13 protein-coding genes are annotated in these 18,818 nt (G+C 69.5%); 4 read left to right on the top strand and 9 right to left on the bottom strand.

Features of this window, described 5'->3' with window-relative positions; all coding sequences use genetic code 11:
• Positions 1-4: 4 nt before the first annotated feature.
• The 4 genes from ACEN96_RS09120 to ACEN96_RS09105 all read right to left on the bottom strand — a co-directional run bounded on the left by ACEN96_RS09120 (position 5) and on the right by ACEN96_RS09105 (position 3,391).
• Entirely contained in the window at positions 5-289 is a 285-nt protein-coding gene (locus ACEN96_RS09120) for a type II toxin-antitoxin system RelE/ParE family toxin (RefSeq protein WP_495587700.1), read from the bottom strand.
• Entirely contained in the window at positions 286-618 is a 333-nt protein-coding gene (locus tag ACEN96_RS09115; protein WP_495587699.1) for a hypothetical protein, read from the bottom strand. Before ACEN96_RS09115 ends, ACEN96_RS09120 begins: the two co-directional genes overlap by 4 nt.
• 108 nt (positions 619-726) lie before the next feature.
• A complete protein-coding gene (locus tag ACEN96_RS09110) occupies positions 727-2,655 on the bottom strand; it encodes an EAL domain-containing protein (RefSeq protein WP_495587698.1) in 1,929 nt (642 codons plus the stop codon).
• Between the two features lie 49 nt (positions 2,656-2,704).
• Positions 2,705-3,391 carry a transglutaminase-like cysteine peptidase gene (locus ACEN96_RS09105; protein ID WP_495587697.1) on the bottom strand — a complete coding sequence of 229 codons (687 nt, stop codon included), beginning with the start codon at positions 3,389-3,391 and terminating at the stop codon, positions 2,705-2,707.
• Positions 3,392-3,518: 127 nt separating this feature from the next.
• Here ACEN96_RS09105 and ACEN96_RS09100 point away from each other — a divergent pair, with 127 nt between their 5' ends.
• Positions 3,519-4,385 carry an HDOD domain-containing protein gene (locus tag ACEN96_RS09100; RefSeq protein WP_495587696.1) on the top strand — a complete coding sequence of 289 codons (867 nt, stop codon included), beginning with the start codon at positions 3,519-3,521 and terminating at the stop codon, positions 4,383-4,385.
• A gap of 27 nt (positions 4,386-4,412) precedes the next feature.
• Here the strand turns inward: ACEN96_RS09100 and ACEN96_RS09095 are convergent, their stop codons facing one another.
• The 4 genes from ACEN96_RS09095 to aceE form a co-directional block, all read right to left on the bottom strand.
• Positions 4,413-5,294, bottom strand: coding sequence for a delta(1)-pyrroline-2-carboxylate reductase family protein (locus ACEN96_RS09095; protein WP_495587695.1), 882 nt, complete (start codon positions 5,292-5,294; stop codon positions 4,413-4,415).
• Positions 5,295-5,320: 26 nt separating this feature from the next.
• Positions 5,321-7,129 carry a dihydrolipoyl dehydrogenase gene (lpdA, locus tag ACEN96_RS09090; RefSeq protein ID WP_495587694.1) on the bottom strand — a complete coding sequence of 603 codons (1,809 nt, stop codon included), beginning with the start codon at positions 7,127-7,129 and terminating at the stop codon, positions 5,321-5,323.
• A gap of 15 nt (positions 7,130-7,144) precedes the next feature.
• Positions 7,145-8,803, bottom strand: a complete 1,659-nt coding sequence (gene aceF / locus ACEN96_RS09085) for a dihydrolipoyllysine-residue acetyltransferase (RefSeq protein ID WP_495587693.1) — start codon at positions 8,801-8,803, stop codon at positions 7,145-7,147.
• A 128-nt stretch (positions 8,804-8,931) separates the two neighbouring features.
• On the bottom strand, positions 8,932-11,649 hold the full coding sequence (aceE, locus tag ACEN96_RS09080) for a pyruvate dehydrogenase (acetyl-transferring), homodimeric type (protein ID WP_495587692.1): 2,718 nt from the start codon (positions 11,647-11,649) through the stop codon (positions 8,932-8,934).
• Positions 11,650-12,000: 351 nt separating this feature from the next.
• Here aceE and ACEN96_RS09075 point away from each other — a divergent pair, with 351 nt between their 5' ends.
• From ACEN96_RS09075 to folD, 3 genes are all read left to right on the top strand, one after another.
• A complete protein-coding gene (locus tag ACEN96_RS09075; protein WP_495587691.1) occupies positions 12,001-14,610 on the top strand; it encodes a PAS domain-containing sensor histidine kinase in 2,610 nt (869 codons plus the stop codon).
• Positions 14,607-15,242: a response regulator transcription factor gene (locus tag ACEN96_RS09070; RefSeq protein WP_343642846.1), complete on the top strand. Its 636-nt coding sequence runs from the start codon at positions 14,607-14,609 to the stop codon at positions 15,240-15,242. Before ACEN96_RS09075 ends, ACEN96_RS09070 begins: the two co-directional genes overlap by 4 nt.
• Before the next feature lie 67 nt (positions 15,243-15,309).
• On the top strand, positions 15,310-16,167 hold the full coding sequence (gene folD, locus ACEN96_RS09065) for a bifunctional methylenetetrahydrofolate dehydrogenase/methenyltetrahydrofolate cyclohydrolase FolD (protein WP_495587690.1): 858 nt from the start codon (positions 15,310-15,312) through the stop codon (positions 16,165-16,167).
• Between the two features lie 75 nt (positions 16,168-16,242).
• Here folD and ACEN96_RS09060 read toward each other — a convergent pair whose 3' ends face one another.
• On the bottom strand, positions 16,243-18,735 hold the full coding sequence (locus ACEN96_RS09060) for an ABC transporter permease (RefSeq protein WP_495588585.1): 2,493 nt from the start codon (positions 18,733-18,735) through the stop codon (positions 16,243-16,245).
• Positions 18,736-18,818: the final 83 nt, after the last annotated feature.

The following is an 18,818-nucleotide window of genomic DNA, read 5'->3' as shown; positions in this document are numbered from 1 at the left end:
CCGCTCAGGCCGCCAACGGACGGTCTTGCGCGGTGTGCCAGAACTCCACGATCTCGACGACGACGATCTTCGCGACGTAGCGAAGCACGTAACGTTTGTCCTTTCCAACCCCCCACTCCCGCACGCGAGGGTCGATGCGCCGGCCAAACTCCGGATGTCGCGCGATCAGGTCCGCAGCGGCGCGCGCATCAACGTAGAGCCGATCGGCTGCCTGCTGATTGCGCGCCGCGAGATATCGGACTTGACGCTGGAGTTGGGCTCGGGCTTCGCGGGTCCAGCGGGCCTTCACCCACCGCGCTCCTGGCGACGGCGGATGTCAGCCATCATCTGCGCGTCTTCGGCCTCGATTTCCTCTTCGGGCACCAAGTCCCCGCGCAACGCTGCCTTCACGCCGTTGTCGAGACGGCGCTCCATGAGTACTTCATGGAGGGTCACGTCAGGCTCGTCGGGATCCGTGCGCTCGACCCAGCGCTTGACGAGGAACTCGACGAGTTCGCTCATGTCCACGTTGATGCGCGTGGCGAGCGCCTCGACGCGGGCCTTGATCTGCTCGTCAATCTGGACATGGAAATCGACGCGCGGCATGAACGGTTCAATCGGTTGGAGAACGGCGGACATTCTGCACCTGCTCTTTCAGCGACAAGAGGAAGGCGCGGATTCTGAGAGCTTCAAAACGCTTGGCAAGAGTGCTTGACGGCCATCAAGCGATTCACCGACTTCGATGAGTCAGGGCTTGATCTCCTGCGCCGAGGCCCACGGACCGGTGATGCCGTCGAGCTCGCAGTCCCACAGCGCCTGCGCGTCGAGCGCGTCCGTCACGCCCTCCGCGTAGACCTTCAGCGACAGGCTGCGCAGCATGACCACCAGGCTGCGCACGAAGGCCGCCCGCGCCACGTCCGCCGACACCCCCGACACCACCGCGCTGTCCAGCTTCACGTAGTCCAGGCCCGCCTGGAAAAGACGATCGATTTGAGCCAGTCCCGCACCCGCGTGCTCCAGGCCCAGTTGAACCCCCAGCGGCCTCAACTGGCGGCCGAGCTCCTGCAGCGCCTCGAAATGCTGCACGGCCGCGGGCTCCGCGAGCTCCAGACCGATCTGCCGCCGCGCCGCCGACGGCGCGGCCTGCACCAGCTCGCGCGCCCGGGCGATGAAGCTGCCGTCGTTGAGCGAGGCCGGCGCCACGTTGACGCAGCGCGGCCGGCGGTCCTGCTGCGAGGCCTGCAGCGCCAGCGCCAGCGCCTGCAGGTCGGCCTCGGCGCTCAAGCGATGCCGCAAGGCCAGCGGCAGCCAGCGCGCCGCGGGCTCGAATTCGCCGACGGGGTTCAGCTTCAGCTGCAGCGGACATTCCAGATGCAACACCTGCCGGTCGCGGCCGATCAGCGGGAACTCCAGCAGCCGGCTGCGCTGCTGCGCCAGCGCGTCCGAGATCAACGCGCGCCATGCGCGCTCGCCCTGCGCGACCTCGTCCGACGGCGGCGCCTCGCGCAGCTCCAGCACGACGCCCTCGCCCTGCTCCGCCTTCGCCAGCGCCGCATCGGCCGCGGCGAACCAGGCGCTCATCGGCTGGTCGCGCATCAGCTCGACCGCGCCCAGCGCGACGCCAACCCCCGATCCCAGGTTCTGCAAGCCGGCGCGCAGCGCGTCGGCCAGCGCCTGCGCCGTGTCGCCGACCACGTTCGGCGCCGGCAGCCACAGCGCGAAGTCCGAGCCATTCAGCCGCCCCGCCAGGCAGCCTCGCACCTGCTCCGGATAGACGCGCAGCGCCTGCGCGATCGCCATCAGCGCCTGGTCCGTCGCGCCATGGCCGAGCCGCTGGTTCAGGCCCTGCAGGTCCTTGAGCCGCAGCAGCACCAGGCCGGCGCGCAAGGGTCCGTCGTCGCGCTCGAGCGCCGAATTGAGCTCGGCCACGAACTGCCGCCGGTGCGACAGCCCCGTCAGCTCGTCGCACAGCAGCTGGTGATGCAGCGTGCGCAGCTGCTCGGCCTGCGCCTCGAACATCTGGCGCGTGCGCACCACCATCGTGTTCATCGCGCTGGTGAGCTTGCGCATCTCCGGCACGCGGGGCTCCAGCACCGTCTCGAAGCGCCCCTGCGTGACGCCCTCGGCCTGCCGCACCGCGGTGTCCAGCGGCCGCCGCAGCCGCGACAGCACGATCGCCGCCGCCACGCCGGTGATCACGCCCACCAGCAGCAGCCAGCTCGCCGTGCTCATCGTCGCGCGCCACAGCGCCTCGTGCACGTAGCCGGTCTGGCCGCGCAGCTCGATCTCGCCGGCCGACTTCCAGCCATCCGACACCTTGGCCACGCCCGGCGCCACCTCCAGCGGCAGCAGCGCCACGAACCAGCCCGGCGCATGCGAGATCTGCGGCGTCTCCAGATGCCGCTCGAACACCTGCGCCCCGCCCGCGTCGCGCCAGCGCACGCTCTCGTAGGCGCCCGCGTCGAACTGCGCCGAGATCAGCAGCGACATCAGCTCCGCGTCGCCCTTCTGCTGCGACAGCGCCAGCGCCAGCGCATTCGCGTTGTCGGCGTTCTTCAGCTGCGCCTGCGTCTGCAGCAGCTCGCGCAGCGACCAGGTGCTCACCGCCACCCCGCCCAGCACCGAGGCCAGCACCGCGCCCAGGACCAGGCACCAGATTTGTCTTATCAGGGACATGTGTTGAATTCTCCGTCGCCCGTCGTCTCGCCGTGTCCAGCCCCGTGCATCAGAAGCCCTCCGCCTTGGCCTTGGCCAGCAGGTCGCGCCACAGCGACAGCCGCACCAGCGGATTGCCCGCCGTCGTGGCGCCGACGCCGCTCCACAGGCCCTCCCCGTTGAAGCTGAACACCGGTGTCAGATCCGGCCGCAAGGACGCTGGCCGGATCTCGGGGTTGATATTGTCCAGAATCAGAGGCTCCGCCTCCGGCTGCGGATAGTAGGCCAGGACCATGTGCGCCTGGGGCCGTCCCTGGAACTGCGCCCGCACGTAGACCATCCGCAGCCGGGACTGCGGCACGCCTGCCGCCAGCAGGCTCATGTACTTGCCGATCGCGTAGTCCTCGCAATCGCCGGCGCCCTTGTCCAGCATCTCCAGCGGCGTGGCCCAGTAGTCGACCTGGCCCCAGACCTCGATGTCGTCCCGGAACGCGATGCGCTGGTTGAAGAAGTTGTTGACCGTCACGAGCCGGTCGCGCTCGTCGGGCTGCGCCGCCGCGTGTTCGGCCATCTGGATCATGGCCTTCACCGCGGCCTGCGTCTTCGGCGACAGCTTCGCCGCCGATTCGGTCAGCCGCTCCCGGTCCCAGCCCCAGGCCAGCGCCGACCACAGCCCCACCACGCACGCCAGCGCGGCCAGCGCCGGCCGAAAGGCCCGGCGCATGCGCGTCGCGCTGCGAGTGACGAATCGTGACATGCGCTGCAATGTATCCGCCTCCGCATCCACTCCCGGACGAACCGCGATGCCGCCGCGGACAACCGGCAATTTGCCGCAACCCCTTCACGCGGCGGGTCGGGGCGCGCCGGGATAATCCGGCGCTCACATGAAGACCCAAGCCGTCCGCCAGGAACTGGACCAGGCCCGCGCCAACGGGCCGCTGCGCCAGATCCAGATCCCCCCGTGCCCGGAGCTGCTGCAGCGGCTGCGCGCGGCGATGTCCCTGCCCCAGCCCGACCTCAACGAGGTGGCCCGCATCGCCGCCGCGGACGTGGCCATGTCCGCGACGCTGCTGCGCGTGGCCAACAGCCCGCTGCATCTCGTGGCAGGCAACGTGCCCTGCGCCACCGTCGGGCAGGCGATGTACCGGCTGGGCCTGGACGAGAGCGCCGCGCTGATGCAGGCCTTCCTGGTCCGGCATGCCATTCCGGTCAACAGTCCGCACCTGCTGCGCTTCTGGCAGCGCTCGGCCAAGCGCGCGACCGCGATGGGCTTCATCGCGCATCAGCTGCCCGGCATGCGCGTGGACCTGGCGCAGAGCTACGGATTGTTCTGCCATGTCGGCATGCCGGTGCTGCTGCAGAGCGTGCGCGGCTACGGCGCGACCATGGTCGAAGCCGCGGCCCGCATCGACCGCCCCTACATCAAGACCGAGAACATCAACCACCGCACCGACCACGCCGTGGTGGGCGCGCTGGTGATCAAGGTCTGGCATCTGGCGCCGGAGCTGATGACCGCCATCCGGCTGCATCACGACTTCGAGGCGCTGACCGACGACTCGATCGAGCCCGAGGTCCGCACGCTGATCGCCGCCGGCCTGATCGCCGAGCAGCTGATGCGCCAGCACGAGGGACTGGACGCGGACGTCGACTGGGCCGTGCACCGCGAGGCCGCGATGGCCTGGCTGCATCTGTCGGCGGACGAGCTCGAGCAGTGGGATGAGGCGCTGCGTCCGCTGCTGGACGAGGCCTGAGGTCAACGCAAGGCCCGCCGCGCGGGCTCAGCCGCGCACCGCGACGCGCGCGGCGGCGAGGTCCCAGCGGGCGCAGCCGACACTCTTGAACAGCCGCGTGCGGCCGTCGTCGACCGGCGCATGCCCCATCACGAGGTCCTCGATCGAGGCCTGCGGCTCGAAGCGGCCGGCCGCCATCAGGTCGCCGGCCTCGGCCTGCGCGCCCACCGGGTCGTCGACCCAGACCTGCGCTCCGCGCACCAGCTCGGGCGGCAGCTCGACCATGTCGTCGCGGAACGCGCCGACGCCGATCACCACCGCCCCTTCGCCAACGCCGGGCCGCAGCACCGGCACGCGGCTCGTGGTCGCGCAGACGATCACGTCCCAGGGATGGCGCGTCTGCGATTCGGCCGGGAGCGGCTCGACGCCGAGCTCCTCGACGAAGGCCGGCACCGACTGGTGCGCCTGCACGTGGATGGTGGCCTGCGGATGCAGCGCCTGGAGCGCCTCGACGTGCGCCCGCGCCTGCACGCCGCCGCCGACGACCAGCGCGCGGCGCGGCGCCTGGCGGGCCAGGTGCTGCAGCGCCAGCATGCTGACCGCGGCCGTGCGGCGCGCGGTCAGCGCGGGACCGTCCAGCACCGCCAGGCGCTGACCGGTGCGGCTGTCCAGCACGACGACCTCGCCCGAGATCGTCGGCAGTCCCAGCGGCGCGTTGAGCGGATGCACGCTGACGAGCTTGGTGATCGACAGCGTGTCGCTCAGGCAGGGCATCACCAGCAGCACGCCGTCCTGGCGCAGCGGCAAGACCTGCCGCGGCGGACAGGTCAGGCGGCCGTCGCGGTGCTCGCGGCACACCAGCGCGATCTCCTCCATCAGGAGGGACCACGGCAGGGCCCGCGCGGTGGCGGCGGCGTCCAGGACCAGCATCCGCTCGCGTGCTCCGGGCCCGGCGCCTACTTGCGCGCCGGCGGGACGTCGGTGCACGAGCCGTGCGCGACTTCCGCGGCCAGGCCGATGGACTCGCCCAGCGTCGGATGCGGGTGGATGGTCTTGCCGATGTCGACCGCGTCCGCGCCCATCTCGATCGCCAGCGCGATCTCGCCGATCATGTCGCCCGCATGCGTGCCGACGATGCCGCCGCCGATGATGCGGTGGGTCTCCTCGTCGAACAGCAGCTTGGTGAAGCCCTCGTCACGCCCGTTGGCGATCGCGCGGCCCGAGGCAGTCCACGGCAGCAGGCCCTTCTTGACCTTGATGCCGCGCGCCTTGGCCTCGTCCTCGGTCACGCCGACCCAGGCCACTTCCGGATCGGTGTAGGCGACGCTGGGGATCACGCGCGCGTCGAAGCGCGACTTGGCCAGCGCGTCGTCGCCGAGCAGCTCGCCGGCGATGACTTCCGCCGCCACATGGCCCTCGTGCACCGCCTTGTGGGCCAGCATCGGCTGGCCGACGATGTCGCCGATGGCGAAGACGTTGGGCACGTTGGTGCGCATCTGCACGTCGACCGGGATGAAGCCGCGGTCGGTGACCGCGACGCCAGCCTTGTCCGCGCCGATCTTCCTGCCGTTGGGCGTGCGGCCCACCGCCTGCAGCACCAGGTCGTAGACCTGCGGCTCCTTCGGGGCGCCCTCGCCTTCGAAACTGACCTTGATGCCTTGCGGCGTGGCCTCGGCCGCGACCGTCTTCGTGTTCAACATGATGTTGTCGAAGCGCGGCGCGTTCATCTTCTGCCAGACCTTGACCAGGTCGCGATCCGCGCCGGTCATCAGCGTGGGCAGCATTTCCACCACGTCCAGGCGCGCGCCCAGCGTCGAGTACACCGTGCCCATCTCCAGGCCGATGATGCCGCCGCCGACGATCAGCATGCGCTTGGGGCTCGTGTTGAGCTCCAGCGCGCCGGTCGAGTCGATCACGCGCGGGTCGCTGGGCATGAAGGGCAGGCGCACCGCCTGCGAGCCCGCGGCCAGGATGATCTTCCTGAACTTCAGCGTCTGCGTCTTGCCGGTGCGCTCCTGGCCCTCGCCGCCGGTCTCCTCGACCGACAGGTGGTTGGCGTCCAGCAGCGTGCCGTAGCCGCGCACGACGGTGACCTTGCGCATCTTGGCCATCATGGCCAGGCCGCCGGTCAGCTTGCCGATCACCTTCTTCTTGTGGGTCAGCAGCTTGGGCAGCTCGACCTTGGGCTCGCCGAACTCGACGCCCAGGTCGGCGAAGTGCTTGACCTCGTCCATCACCGCGGCCACGTGCAGCAGCGCCTTGGACGGGATGCAGCCTACGTTCAGGCAGACGCCGCCCAGCGTCGCGTAGCGCTCCACCAGCGCGACCTTCAGGCCCAGGTCGGCCGCGCGGAACGCCGCCGAATAGCCGCCGGGACCGCCGCCGAGCACGATCACGTCGTACTCGCCTTCGGCGGGGCCGGTGTAGGTGGCGGCCCGCGGGGCCGGCGCCGCGGCAGCGGGCGCCGCCGCGGGAGCGGCCGGCGCCGGAGCCGGAGCCGATGCGACCGGCGCGGCTGCCGCCGCCGCGTCGCTCTCCAGCACGACGATCAGGTCGCCCTGGTTGATCTTGTCGCCCAGCTTGACCTTGAGCTCCTTGACCACGCCGGCCGTCGAGGACGGGATCTCCATCGAGGCCTTGTCGGACTCGACGGTGACCAGGCTCTGCTCCTGCTTGATCGTGTCGCCGACCTTGACCAGGACCTCGATGATCGCGACGTCCTTGAAGTCCCCGATGTCGGGAACCTTGACTTCAACCAATGCCATGTCCGGTCCTTCCGATCAGAGGGCGATGCGACGGAAGTCCGCCAGCAGAGACGCGAAATACACGTTGAAGCGGGCCGCGGCCGCGCCGTCGATGACGCGGTGGTCCCAGCTCAGCGACAGCGGCAGGATCAGGCGCGGCGCGAACTGCTTGCCGTCCCACACCGGACGCGTCTGCGACTTGCACACGCCCATGATCGCGACCTCGGGGGCATTGATGATCGGCGTGAAGTAGGTGCCGCCAATGCCACCCAGCGACGAGATCGAGAAGCAGCCGCCGGTCATGTCGGCCGGGCCCAGCTTGCCGTCGCGCGCCTTCTTGGCCAGTTCCGACATCTCCTGGCTGATCTGGAAGATGCCCTTCTTGTCGCAGTCGCGGATCACCGGCACGACCAGCCCGTTGGGCGTGTCGGCGGCGAAGCCGATGTGGAAGTAGTTCTTCAGGACCAGGGTGTCGCCGTCGAGCGAGGCGTTGAACTCGGGGAACTTCTTCAGCGCCGCGACGGTCGCCTTGATCATGAAGGCCAGCATCGTCACCTTGATGCCGGACTTCTCGTTCTCCTTGTTCAACTGGACGCGGAAGGCTTCCAGCTCGGTGATGTCCGCGTCGTCGTGGTTGGTGACGTGCGGGATCGTGACCCAGTTGCGATGCAGGTTGGCGCCGCTGATCTTCTTGATCCGCGACAGGTCCTTGCGCTCGACCGGGCCGAACTTCTCGAAGTCCACCTTGGGCCAGGGCAGCAGGCCCGGGAAGGCGCCGCCGCCGGCACCGGCCGGGGCGGCGGCCTTCTGCGCGGCGGTCTGCGCCGCGCCGGCCATCACCGACTTGACGAAGGACTGCACGTCGGACTCGGTGATGCGGCCCTTGGCGCCGGAGCCCTTCACTTCCTCGAGCGGCACGCCCAGCTCGCGGGCGAGCTTGCGGATGCTGGGCGAGGCGTGCGGCAGCCTGCCGGTGGGCTGGGTCGGCTCATGCGGCGGCAGCGCGGCGGTCGGGACCTGGCGCTCGGCCGGCGCGGGCGCGCTCGCGGTGGCCGGCGCGGGGGTTGCCGCGGCCTGCGCCGGGGCGGCCGCCGGAGCCGGGGCGGCAGCGCCGCCGGCCGCCTCAATCACGGCGATCTTCGAGCCCTTGGACACCTTGTCGCCGAGCTTGACCAGCAGCTGCTTGATCACGCCGCCATGCGAGGACGGGATCTCCATCGAGGCCTTGTCGGACTCGACCGTGATCAGGCTCTGTTCCTGCTTGACGGTGTCGCCGACCTTGACCAGCACCTCGATGACCGCGACCTCGTCGAAGTCGCCGATGTCGGGCACGACGATGTCGACCGGACCCGCCGATGCGGCCGGGGCCGCGGCCGGCGCGGGCGCGGCGGCCTGCGGCGCCGGAGCGGCGGCCGCGGGAGCGGGAGCGGCGGCGGCCGGCGCGGGCGCTGCGGCGGCGTCGCTTTCCAGCACGACGATCAGGTCACCTTCGTTCAGCTTGTCGCCGAGCTTGACCTTCACTTCCTTGACGACGCCCGCCGCCGAGGACGGGATCTCCATCGAGGCCTTGTCGGACTCGACGGTGACCAGGCTCTGCTCCGCCTTCACCGTGTCGCCGGGCTTGACCAGCAGCTCGATGATCGCGACGTCCTTGAAGTCCCCGATGTCGGGAACCTTGACTTCCACCAATGCCATATTGGGTGTCTCCAGAAATTTACTGAACCGGTTGGCTTACCAAGCGGAGCCCACGGAACTGGCTTCGCCAGGCCGTCGGGCTCGCCCCCTTGAGGGGGCCGGCGAAGCCGGTAGGGGGTGGGCCAGGTTCACGCGTACAGCGGGTTGATCTTGTCGACGTTGATGCCGTACTTCCTGATCGCTTCCGCGACCTTCGCCTGCGGCAGCTTGCCTTCGTCGGCCAGGCTCTTGAGCGCGGCCACGACGATGTAGTGGCGGTTGATCTCGAAGTGCTCGCGCAGCTTGGAGCGGAAATCGCTGCGACCGAATCCGTCGGTGCCGAGCACCTTGTACGAGCGGCCGGCCGGGATGAAGGCGCGGATCTGCTCGGCGTAGTTCTTCATGTAGTCGGTCGACGCGATCACCGGGCCCTGCACCTTGCTCAGCTGCTGCGTCACGAAGGGCACGCAGGCCAGCTCGGTCGGGTGCAGCAGGTTCCAGCGCTCGGCGTTCTGGCCGTCGCGGGCCAGCTCGTTGAAGCTGGGGCAGGACCAGACATTCGCGCCCACGCCCCAGTCGGCCTCGAGCAGCTTCTTCGCCTCCTGGCTCTCGCGCAGGATGGTGCCCGAGCCCAGCAGGTTCACCGTCAGCGGCTGAGCCCCTTGAGGATTGGCGGCCTCCTCCAGCAGGTACATGCCCTTGAGGATCTGCTCCTCGGTGCCGGCCTTCAGGCCGGGCATCGGGTAGTTCTCGTTGAGCAGCGTCAGGTAGAAGTAGACGTTCTCCTGGTTCTCGACCATGCGCTTCAGGCCCGAGTGCAGGATCACCGCCACTTCATGCGCGAAGGTCGGGTCGTAGCTGATGCAGTTCGGGATGGTGCCGGCCAGGATGTGGCTGTGGCCGTCCTCGTGCTGCAGGCCTTCGCCGTTCAGCGTCGTGCGGCCCGAGGTGCCGCCCAGCAGGAAGCCGCGCGCCTGCATGTCGCCCGCGGCCCAGGCCAGGTCGCCGATGCGCTGGAAGCCGAACATCGAGTAGTAGACATAGAACGGGATCATCACGCGGTTGTTCGTCGAGTACGACGTCGCCGCGGCGATCCAGCTGGCCATGCCGCCCGCTTCGTTGATGCCTTCCTGCAGGATCTGGCCGGCCTTGTCCTCGCGGTAGTACATGACCTGGTCCTTGTCGACCGGCGTGTAGTTCTGACCCGCGGGGTTGTAGATGCCGATCTGGCGGAACAGGCCTTCCATGCCGAAGGTGCGCGCCTCGTCGACCAGGATGGGCACGGTGCGCGGGCCCAGTTCCTTGTCGCGCAGCAGCGTGGTCAGGAAGCGGACGTAGGCCTGCGTGGTCGAGATCTCGCGGCCCTCGGCGGTCGGGTCCAGCACGGCCTGGAAGGTGGCCAGGTCCGGCACCTTCAGCGACTCGTCGGCCTGCGGGCGGCGCTTGGGCAGGTAGCCGCCCAGCGCCTGGCGGCGCTGCTGCAGGTACTGCATCTCGGGCGTGTCGTCGGCCGGCTTGTAGAACGGGATCTTCGCCAGCTCGCTGTCCGGGATGGGGATGTTGAAGCGGTCGCGGAAGGCCTTGATGTCCTCGTCCTGCAGCTTCTTGGTCTGGTGCGCGGTGTTCTTGCCCTCGCCGATCTTGCCCATGCCGTAGCCCTTGACGGTCTTGATCAGCATGACGGTGGGCTGGCCGACGGTGTTGACCGCCTTGTGGTACGCCGCGTAGACCTTCTGCGGATCGTGGCCGCCGCGGTTCAGGCGCCAGATGTCCTCGTCGGACATGCTCTCCACCATCTTCAGCAGCTCGGGATGCTTGCCGAAGAAATGCTTGCGCACGAACGCGCCGTCATTGGCCTTGTAGGCCTGGTAGTCGCCGTCCAGCGTCTCCATCATGACCTTGCGCAGCAGCTCCTGCTTGTCGCGCGCCAGCAGCGGATCCCAGTACGAGCCCCAGATCAGCTTGATCACGTTCCAGCCGGCGCCGCGGAATTCGCTCTCCAGCTCCTGGATGATCTTGCCGTTGCCGCGCACCGGGCCGTCCAGGCGCTGCAGGTTGCAGTTGACGACGAAGATCAGGTTGTCCAGCTTCTCGCGCGCGGCCAGGCCGATCGCGCCCAGGCTTTCCGGCTCGTCCATCTCGCCGTCGCCCAGGAACACCCAGACCTTGCGCTTGGACGTGTCGGCGATGCCGCGGGCGTGCAGGTACTTCAGGAAGCGCGCCTGGTAGATCGCCATCAGCGGGCCCAGGCCCATGGACACCGTCGGGAACTGCCAGAACTCGGGCATCAGCTTCGGATGCGGGTAGCTCGACAGGCCCTTGCCGTCGACTTCCTGGCGGAAGTTGTTCAGCTGTTCCTCGGTGATGCGGCCTTCCAGGAAGGCGCGGGCGTAGATGCCGGGCGCGCTGTGGCCCTGGATGTACAGCAGGTCCCCGCCGTGCACGCCGTCGTCACCGTGCCAGAAGTGGTTGAAGCCGCAGCCCAGCATCGTCGCCAGCGAGGCGAAGCTGGAGATGTGGCCGCCCAGGTCGCCGCCGTCCTCCGGATGCAGGCGGTTGGCGCGCACCACCATCGCCATCGCGTTCCAGCGCATGAAGGCGCGCAGGCGCTCCTCGATGTCGATGTTGCCGGGGAAGCGCTCTTCCCTGTCGGCGGGGATGGTGTTGACGTAGGCGGTGTTGGCCGAGAACGGCACGTCGATGCCGGCCTGGCGGGCATGGTCGATCAGGGTCTCGAGCAGGAAGTGGGCGCGTTCGCCCCCTTCCTCGCCGATGACGGCGGACAGGGCGTCCAGCCATTCCCGGGTTTCGAGAGCGTCGGTGTCATTGGCGGCTGCGCCGAGGAACGACTGGGGCTGCGCGGACATGGGCTTGTCTCCTTGGTCTCAATCACGGCCTTCGGGGCGCGGCGATCATCTCTCGCGCGGCATGTCCGACGGGCCTTCGCGGCATCGGTCCGCGAGGGCCGAGCTTACGAAAACACCGGCGGCCGCGCATGCGTCGCCACCCTCCGGAAGGGCTATGGCGGCGGAGTGTCGCATAAGCCCTATATTTTCCAAATAGCGCGATGTGTTTCCATATTGTGAAATGACGGGGGCGATTCTGGCGGCGATCCGTGACGGATGTCTTTCACGATGCGATCCGGGAATGCCCGGATCGGGAATAACCGGAGCGGCCACCGCCCGGGGGCCGCGGGCGCCGCCGGGATAATCGCGGCCATGTTGTCCCGCCTCGATGTCCAAGGCTTCGCGCGCCGTGCCCTGAATCCCGTCAAACGCCTGGTCTCGGCATGGTGGCGGCGCCAGTCCCCGTCGCGGCAGGACCGCTTCGCGACGCTGGGGCCACTGCTGTCGGTGGTGCTGTTCCTGGCGGCGATCGTCTCGGCCTTCTGGTACCTGCGCAACGAGGAGATCGAGCGCGAGGCCGAGGCCGTCAAGCGCGACACCGAGATGGCGCAGCAGCAGATCCGCTCGCGCCTGATCGACAACGAGGACCAGCTCATCCCGCTGCAGCGCGACCTGGCCAACCGCGCCATCGACAACCTCGAGTTCACGCAGCGCGCGATGGCGATCGCGCGCAACCGGCCCGAGATCACCCACATCACCTGGCTGAACGCGCGCCGCGAGCGCCGCGTCAGCGTCGCCGCGATCGGCGAGCAGGCCGACTCGCTGATGACGCTGGAGGGCAGCGACCCGTCGATGCCCAACGGCCACGCCAACAGCGAACCCGAGCGCGCCTTCCAGGCCGCGCGCGACCGGCGCACGCGGGTCTACTCGGCCTCCTTCGCCGACGCCAACAACACCACCGTCTTCCAGATCCAGCTGCCGCTGAGCGACCGCAACGGCTTCGCCGGCGTGCTGATCGCCGAGTACGCGGTCGAGGGCCTGCTGCGCTACTCGGTGCCCAACGAGCTGACCTCGCGCCACGCGGTGGCGGTGCTCGATCCGCGCGAGCAGGTCGTGGCCAGCACCGTCACGCCGATGCCGGGCCGGCGCGTCACGCGCGCGCCGATCTACTACGAGGTGCCGATGGCGCCCGCCCCCGGCCTGGTGCTGCGCGGGCAGGGCTACCGGACCTCGATCGGGCTGATCTCCAACACGCTGTTCTGGATGGTGATGGCGCTGTCGGTGCTGACCGTCTGGATGCTGCTGGGCACCTGGAAGCACATGCGCCGGCGCGCGCAGGTGCAGAATGCGCTCGCCGCCGAGACCAACTTCCGGCGCGCGATGGAGAACTCCATGCTGACCGGCATGCGCGCAATGGACCTGGAGACGCGCATCAGCTACGTCAACCCGGCCTTCTGCGCGATGACCGGCTTCGCGGAGTCGGAACTGATCGGCCGCAAGCCGCCCTTCCCCTACTGGCCGCCCGACCGCTACGAGGAGAACCTGCGCCTGCTGCAGCAGGAGATGCAGGGCCGCAGCCCGGCCGGCGGCTCCGAGGTCAAGGTGATGCGCAAGGACGGCAGCATCTTCGACGCCCGCATGTATGTCTCGCCGCTGATCGACCCCAAGGGCAAGCAGAACGGCTGGATGACCTCGATGACCAACATCACCGAGGCCAAGCGGGTGCGCGACCAGCTGTCCGCGTCGCACGAGCGCTTCACCACGGTGCTCGAGGGCCTGGACGCGGCGGTCTCGGTGCTGTCGGTGCAGCAGGGCGAACTGCTGTTCGCCAACCGCAGCTACCGGCTGTGGTTCGGCGCCGATCCGAAGGGGCACGCGATGCTCGCCGGCTCGCAGCTGGGCGGCGCGACCAGCGCCAAGGAGGCCGGCTACGCCGAGGGCTACGAGAGCGACGAGGAGGTCGACGACTACGGCGGCCTGCCGGCGCAGCACCTGACCGAGGTCGGCGCCGATTCGCGCGAGGTCTTCATCGCGCAGCTGGACATGTGGTTCGACGTGCGCGCGCGCTACCTGCAATGGACCGACGGGCGCCTGGCGCAGATGCTGATCGCCACGGACATCACCGCGCGCCGCCATGCCGAGGCCCAGCAGCAGCAGCAGGCCGAGAAGGCGCAGGTCACCAGCCGCCTGATCACGATGGGCGAGATGGCGTCGAGCGTCGCGCACGAGCTCAACCAGCCGCTGACCGCGATCACCAACTACTGCAACGGCATGGTGTCGCGCGTGCGCGGCGACAACATCCAGAAGGACGACCTGATCGTCGCGCTCGAGAAGACCGCCAAGCAGGCGCAGCGCGCGGGCCAGATCATCCATCGCATCCGCGCCTTCGTGAAGAAGAGCGAGCCGCAGCGCCAGCCGGCCTTCGCGGCCTCGATCGTGGAGGATGCGGTGGAGCTCGCCGGCATCGAGCTGCGGCGCCGCAACGTGCAGATCCACACCTACGTCGCGCAGCGGCTGCCGGTGATGCGGGTCGATCCCATCCTGATCGAGCAGGTGCTGCTGAACCTGCTCAAGAACGCCGCCGAGGCCATCGACAACGCGGCGCTGCCGCCGTCGCGCCGGCACATCGAGCTGCGCGTCGTGCCCAAGCACACGGCCGAGCTGGGCGCCAACATCGAGTTCTCGGTGACCGACATGGGACCGGGCCTGCCGGTCGAGGTCATCGAGCGCATGTACGAGGCCTTCTTCTCCACGAAGGCCGATGGATTGGGCATCGGCCTAGGGTTATGCCGGTCCATCATCGAGTCCCACCAGGGCCGGATCCGGGCCGAGAACCTCTACAATGGCCCGTCCATCGTCGGGTGCCGGTTCGCGTTCACGATCCCCGTGGACATTCCACGTCCGGAGTCCCATCTCGCCAGCCATGACAAGGGCGGAGACACGGGGACGGGCACTGCTCACAACACTGCAGCAACACCATGAGCTTGATTCCGAAGAAGGGTAATGTCTACGTCGTCGACGACGACGAGGCCGTGCGAGATTCCTTGCAGTGGCTGCTCGAAGGCAAGGACTACCGGGTCAAGTGCTACGACTCCGCCGAGAGCTTCCTGAGCCGCTACGACCCGCGCGAGGTGGCCTGCCTGATCGCCGACATCCGCATGGAAGGCATGAGCGGCCTGGACCTGCAGGACAAGCTGATCGAGCGCAAGAGCCCGCTCCCCATCGTCTTCATCACCGGTCACGGCGACGTGCCGATGGCGGTGCAGACGATGAAGAAGGGCGCGGTCGACTTCATCGAGAAGCCGTTCAAGGAAGAAGAGCTGCTGTCGCTGGTCGAGCGCATGCTGGACCAGGCCCGCGGCGCCTTCGCGACGCAGCAGGAAGCGGCCAGCCGCGACGCGCTGCTGTCGCGCCTGACGACGCGCGAGGCGCAGGTGCTGGAGCGCATCGTCGCCGGCCGCCTGAACAAGCAGATCGCCGATGACCTGGGCATCAGCATCAAGACCGTCGAGGCGCACCGCGCCAACATCATGGAGAAGCTCAACGCCAACACCGTGGCCGATCTGCTGAAGATCGCGCTGGGCGCGTCGGCGCCGGCCGCCAAGGCTGGCTGAGCCCTCCCCGCATGCCCCGAGGCCGCCCTGTGCGGCCTCTTTCATTTCTGAGTTCCGGAGTACCCCCATGACCGCCCAACTGATCGACGGCAACGCCCTGTCCAAGCAACTGCGCGCCGAGGTCGCCGCGCGCGCCGCGGCGCTGAGCGCGCGACGCGTGAAGCCCGGCCTGGCCGTCGTGCTGGTCGGCGACAACCCGGCGAGCCAGGTCTACGTGCGCAACAAGGTCAAGGCCTGCGAGGACGCCGGCATGCACTCGGTGCTGGAGAAGTACGAGAGCACGATGACCGAGGCGCAGCTGCTGGCGCGCGTCGACGCGCTGAACAACGATCCGGCGATTCACGGGATCCTGGTGCAGCTGCCGCTGCCCAAGGGCATCGACGCGCACAAGGTGATCGAGGCGATCGCGCCGGAGAAGGACGTCGACGGCTTCCACGTGGCCAGCGCCGGTGCGCTGATGGTCGGCCAGGACGGCTTCAAGCCCTGCACGCCGTACGGCTGCATGAAGATGCTGGAGTTCATCGGCTACGACATCAAGGGCAAGCACGCGGTGGTGATCGGGCGCAGCAACATCGTCGGCAAGCCGATGGCGATGCTGCTGCTGCAGGCCAACGCGACCGTGACGGTATGCCACAGCGCGACGCCGGACCTGGCGCACTTCACGCGCCAGGCGGACATCGTCGTGGCGGCGGTGGGCAAGCGCAACGTGCTGACGGCGGACATGGTCAAGCCCGGCGCGGTGGTGCTCGACGTGGGCATGAACCGCACGGAGGAAGGCAAGCTGTGCGGCGACGTGGACTTCGACGGCGTGAAGGAAGTGGCCGGCTGGATCACGCCGGTGCCGGGCGGCGTCGGGCCGATGACGATCACGATGCTGCTGGTCAACACGATCGAATCGGCCGAGCGCGCCGCGGCCGCTCGCTGAGAAGGCTTGCGCACCTCCACCGCCGCTGGCCCTCACCCCTGCCCTCTCCCGCAAGCGGGAGAGGGCGCAAGAGGGTCAGTTCGTGTCGGCCTCGCGCAGCGTCTGCACGACCGGGCGCTGCAGCACGCCGCGCAGCGCCCACCAGCCGGCGAGCTGCGCCAGCACCGCGCCGCCGATCGTCGTGCCGATCAGCACGCCGGGCTTGAACTGCCATTCGAACTCGAACGCGTAATGCGTCAGCGCCCAGCCCAGCGCCTGCGCGGCCAGGCCCGCGAGCAGCCCCGCCAGCGCGCCCAGCCCGAGCAGCTCCGCCCGCTGCACCGCCGCCATCAGCGCGCTCGACGCGCCGAAAGCCCGCATCAGCGCGAACTCCCGGGTGCGCGCATCGCGTGAGCCGACCGCCGCCACCAGCAGCACGACCACGCCCAGCGCCAGCGCCACCGCGAACAGCAGTTGCACCGCCATGATCACCTGCTCCAGCACCTGCTGGATCTGCTGCAGCTCCGCCGAGACATCGATCAGCGTCAGGTTCGGAAACTCGTTGACCAGCTTGCGGTCGAGCGCCGCCGCGCCGCCCTGCCCTTGCGGCGAGCGGTAGGCCGAGATGTAGCTCACCGGCAGCTCCGGCATCGCCGCGCGCGGGTACAGCACGAAGAAGTTGACCCGCATCGAGCCCCAGTCGACCTTGCGCAGCGAGGTGATCTTCGATTCCACCATCACCCCCGCGATATCGAAGCGCACCGAGTCGCCGAGCTTGAGCCCGAGCTGATCCGCGAGCCCCTGCTCGACGCTGACGCCGTCCTTGTCCTCCGGCGTCCACCTCCCGCCCGACAGCTGGTTGTGCGACGGCAGCGCCGCGCTGTGGCTGAGGTTGAACTCGCGCTCCACCAGCCGCTGCGCGCGCTCCTCGGTGAAGCGGCTGGCGCGCACGGTCTCGCCGTTGATCGCGACCAGGCGGCCGCGGATCATCGGATACCAGTCATAGTCCTTGACGCCCGCCTTCTCCAGGTCGGCGCGGAAGCCCGGCCCCTGCTCCGGCTGGATGTTGATCACGAAGCGATCCGGCGCGTTGGCCGGCGTCGCGGCGCGCCAGCTCTCGATCAGGTCGGTGCGCATCAGCACCAGCAGCGCCAGCGCCAGCAGCCCCAGCGACAGCGAGCCCACCTGCAGCACCGCGAAGGCCGGCCGCGCGGCGACCTGCCGGGTCGCGAGCAGCAGCCAGCGCGGCGCGCCGGCCTGCGGCACCAGCCGCCGCAGCGCCAGCACCGCGCCATACGCCAGCAGCGCGAAGACGCCCAGCGCGACCGCGAAGCCGCCGGTGGCCACCAGGCCCAGGCGCCAGTCCGCGGAGAGCGCCGTCAGCACCGCCGCGAACCCCAGCACGCCAGCCAGCAGCACCGCGATCGACCCCAGCTTGGGCCGGCCCAGTTCACGCCGGATCACGCGCAGCGGCGGCACCGCCGCGAGCTGCAGCACCGGCGGCAGCCCGAAGCCCAGCAGCAGGCTCATGCCCATGCCCAGTCCCAGCAGCACCGGCCAGATGCCGGGCGCCGGCAGGTTGACCTCGATCAGGCCCGCGAGCATCGCGATGAAGCCGAAATGCAGCAGGAAGCCCAGCAGCACGCCGATCGCGCTCGCCACCAGGCCGACGGTGGCGAACTCCAGCGTGAACACCCAGGTCAGGCGCCGCTGCGGCTGGCCGAGCACGCGCAGCATCGCGCAGTCGTCCAGGTGGCGGTTGGCGAATTCGCGCGCCGCCAGCGCGACCGCGATCGCCGCCAGCAGCGCGGCCAGCAGCGCGACCAGATTCAAGAACTTGGTCGCGCGGTCCAGCGTCTGGCGCATCTCGGGGCGGCCGGTCTCGAGCGACTCGAGCCGCACGCCGCGCCAGTTCGCCTCCTTCATCTGCTGGCGGGCCCGCGCGTTGAACTGCTGAATCGCCGCCTCCGGCCCGATCACCGCGAAGCGGTAGGTGATGCGGCTGGCCGGCTGAATCAGCGCGGTGGCGGCGATGTCGGACTGCGCCAGCATCACGCGCGGCGCGAAGTTCAGGAAGCCGGCGCCCCGGTCGGGCTCGTTCGAGATCTCGCCGGCGATCTTCAGCGTCGCGTCGCCCAGCAGCAGCGGATCGCCGACCTTCAGCCCGAGCGCGCTGAGCACGCCGCTGTCCACCCACACCGTGCCGGGCGCCGGCGCGGCGACCTGGCGGCCGTCCTTGAGCGTCAGCGCGCCGCGCAGCGGGTAGTCCGAGCCCACCGCCTTGACGGCGACCAGCCGGCTGCCGCCCCCCTGGTCCTCGTTCGCGCGCGCCATGCTGGGGAAGTTCAGCGTGTCGACGTTGCGCAGATGCAGCTGGCGCGCGAGCTCGCGCACCGGCGCCGGCGTCGGCTGGTCGCTGGCGACCACGGCATCACCACCCAGCAGCTGAGCCGCATCGCGCCGCAGCCCTTGATCGAGGCGGTCGGACAGGAAGGCCACCGCGCACACGGCGGCGACCGCCAGCATCAAGGCCAGCACCAGCAGGTAGAGCTCACCGGCGCGGAAGTCGCGCCAGGTCTGCAGCGCCATCTGCCGCCACAGCGACGGCGGCCGGCGCGAGGACGCCGACGTGGCAGCAGCCGGAGACGAAGCCGCCGGGCTGCCGGGAGGCG

The organism is Roseateles sp. Mitsp63 (assembly GCF_059491535.1).
This window is presented reverse-complemented; position numbering and strand designations above follow the sequence as displayed.

Bases quoted from the DNA above. Each gene is read 5' to 3' on its own strand.
- ACEN96_RS09095 (WP_495587695.1), bottom strand. From the start codon at position 5,294: ATGCTGGTCCTGGACGCCGCCGCCACCGCGCGGGCCCTGCCGTGGTCC.
- ACEN96_RS09075 (WP_495587691.1), top strand. From the start codon at position 12,001: ATGTTGTCCCGCCTCGATGTCCAAGGCTTCGCGCGCCGTGCCCTGAAT.
- ACEN96_RS09110 (WP_495587698.1), bottom strand. From the start codon at position 2,655: ATGTCCCTGATAAGACAAATCTGGTGCCTGGTCCTGGGCGCGGTGCTG.
- lpdA (WP_495587694.1), bottom strand. From the start codon at position 7,129: ATGGCATTGGTTGAAGTCAAGGTTCCCGACATCGGGGACTTCAAGGAC.
- ACEN96_RS09060 (WP_495588585.1), bottom strand. From the start codon at position 18,735: ATGGCGCTGCAGACCTGGCGCGACTTCCGCGCCGGTGAGCTCTACCTG.
- ACEN96_RS09115 (WP_495587699.1), bottom strand. From the start codon at position 618: ATGTCCGCCGTTCTCCAACCGATTGAACCGTTCATGCCGCGCGTCGAT.
- ACEN96_RS09100 (WP_495587696.1), top strand. From the start codon at position 3,519: ATGAAGACCCAAGCCGTCCGCCAGGAACTGGACCAGGCCCGCGCCAAC.
- aceE (WP_495587692.1), bottom strand. From the start codon at position 11,649: ATGTCCGCGCAGCCCCAGTCGTTCCTCGGCGCAGCCGCCAATGACACC.
- ACEN96_RS09105 (WP_495587697.1), bottom strand. From the start codon at position 3,391: ATGTCACGATTCGTCACTCGCAGCGCGACGCGCATGCGCCGGGCCTTT.
- aceF (WP_495587693.1), bottom strand. From the start codon at position 8,803: ATGGCATTGGTGGAAGTCAAGGTTCCCGACATCGGGGACTTCAAGGAC.
- folD (WP_495587690.1), top strand. From the start codon at position 15,310: ATGACCGCCCAACTGATCGACGGCAACGCCCTGTCCAAGCAACTGCGC.
- ACEN96_RS09070 (WP_343642846.1), top strand. From the start codon at position 14,607: ATGAGCTTGATTCCGAAGAAGGGTAATGTCTACGTCGTCGACGACGAC.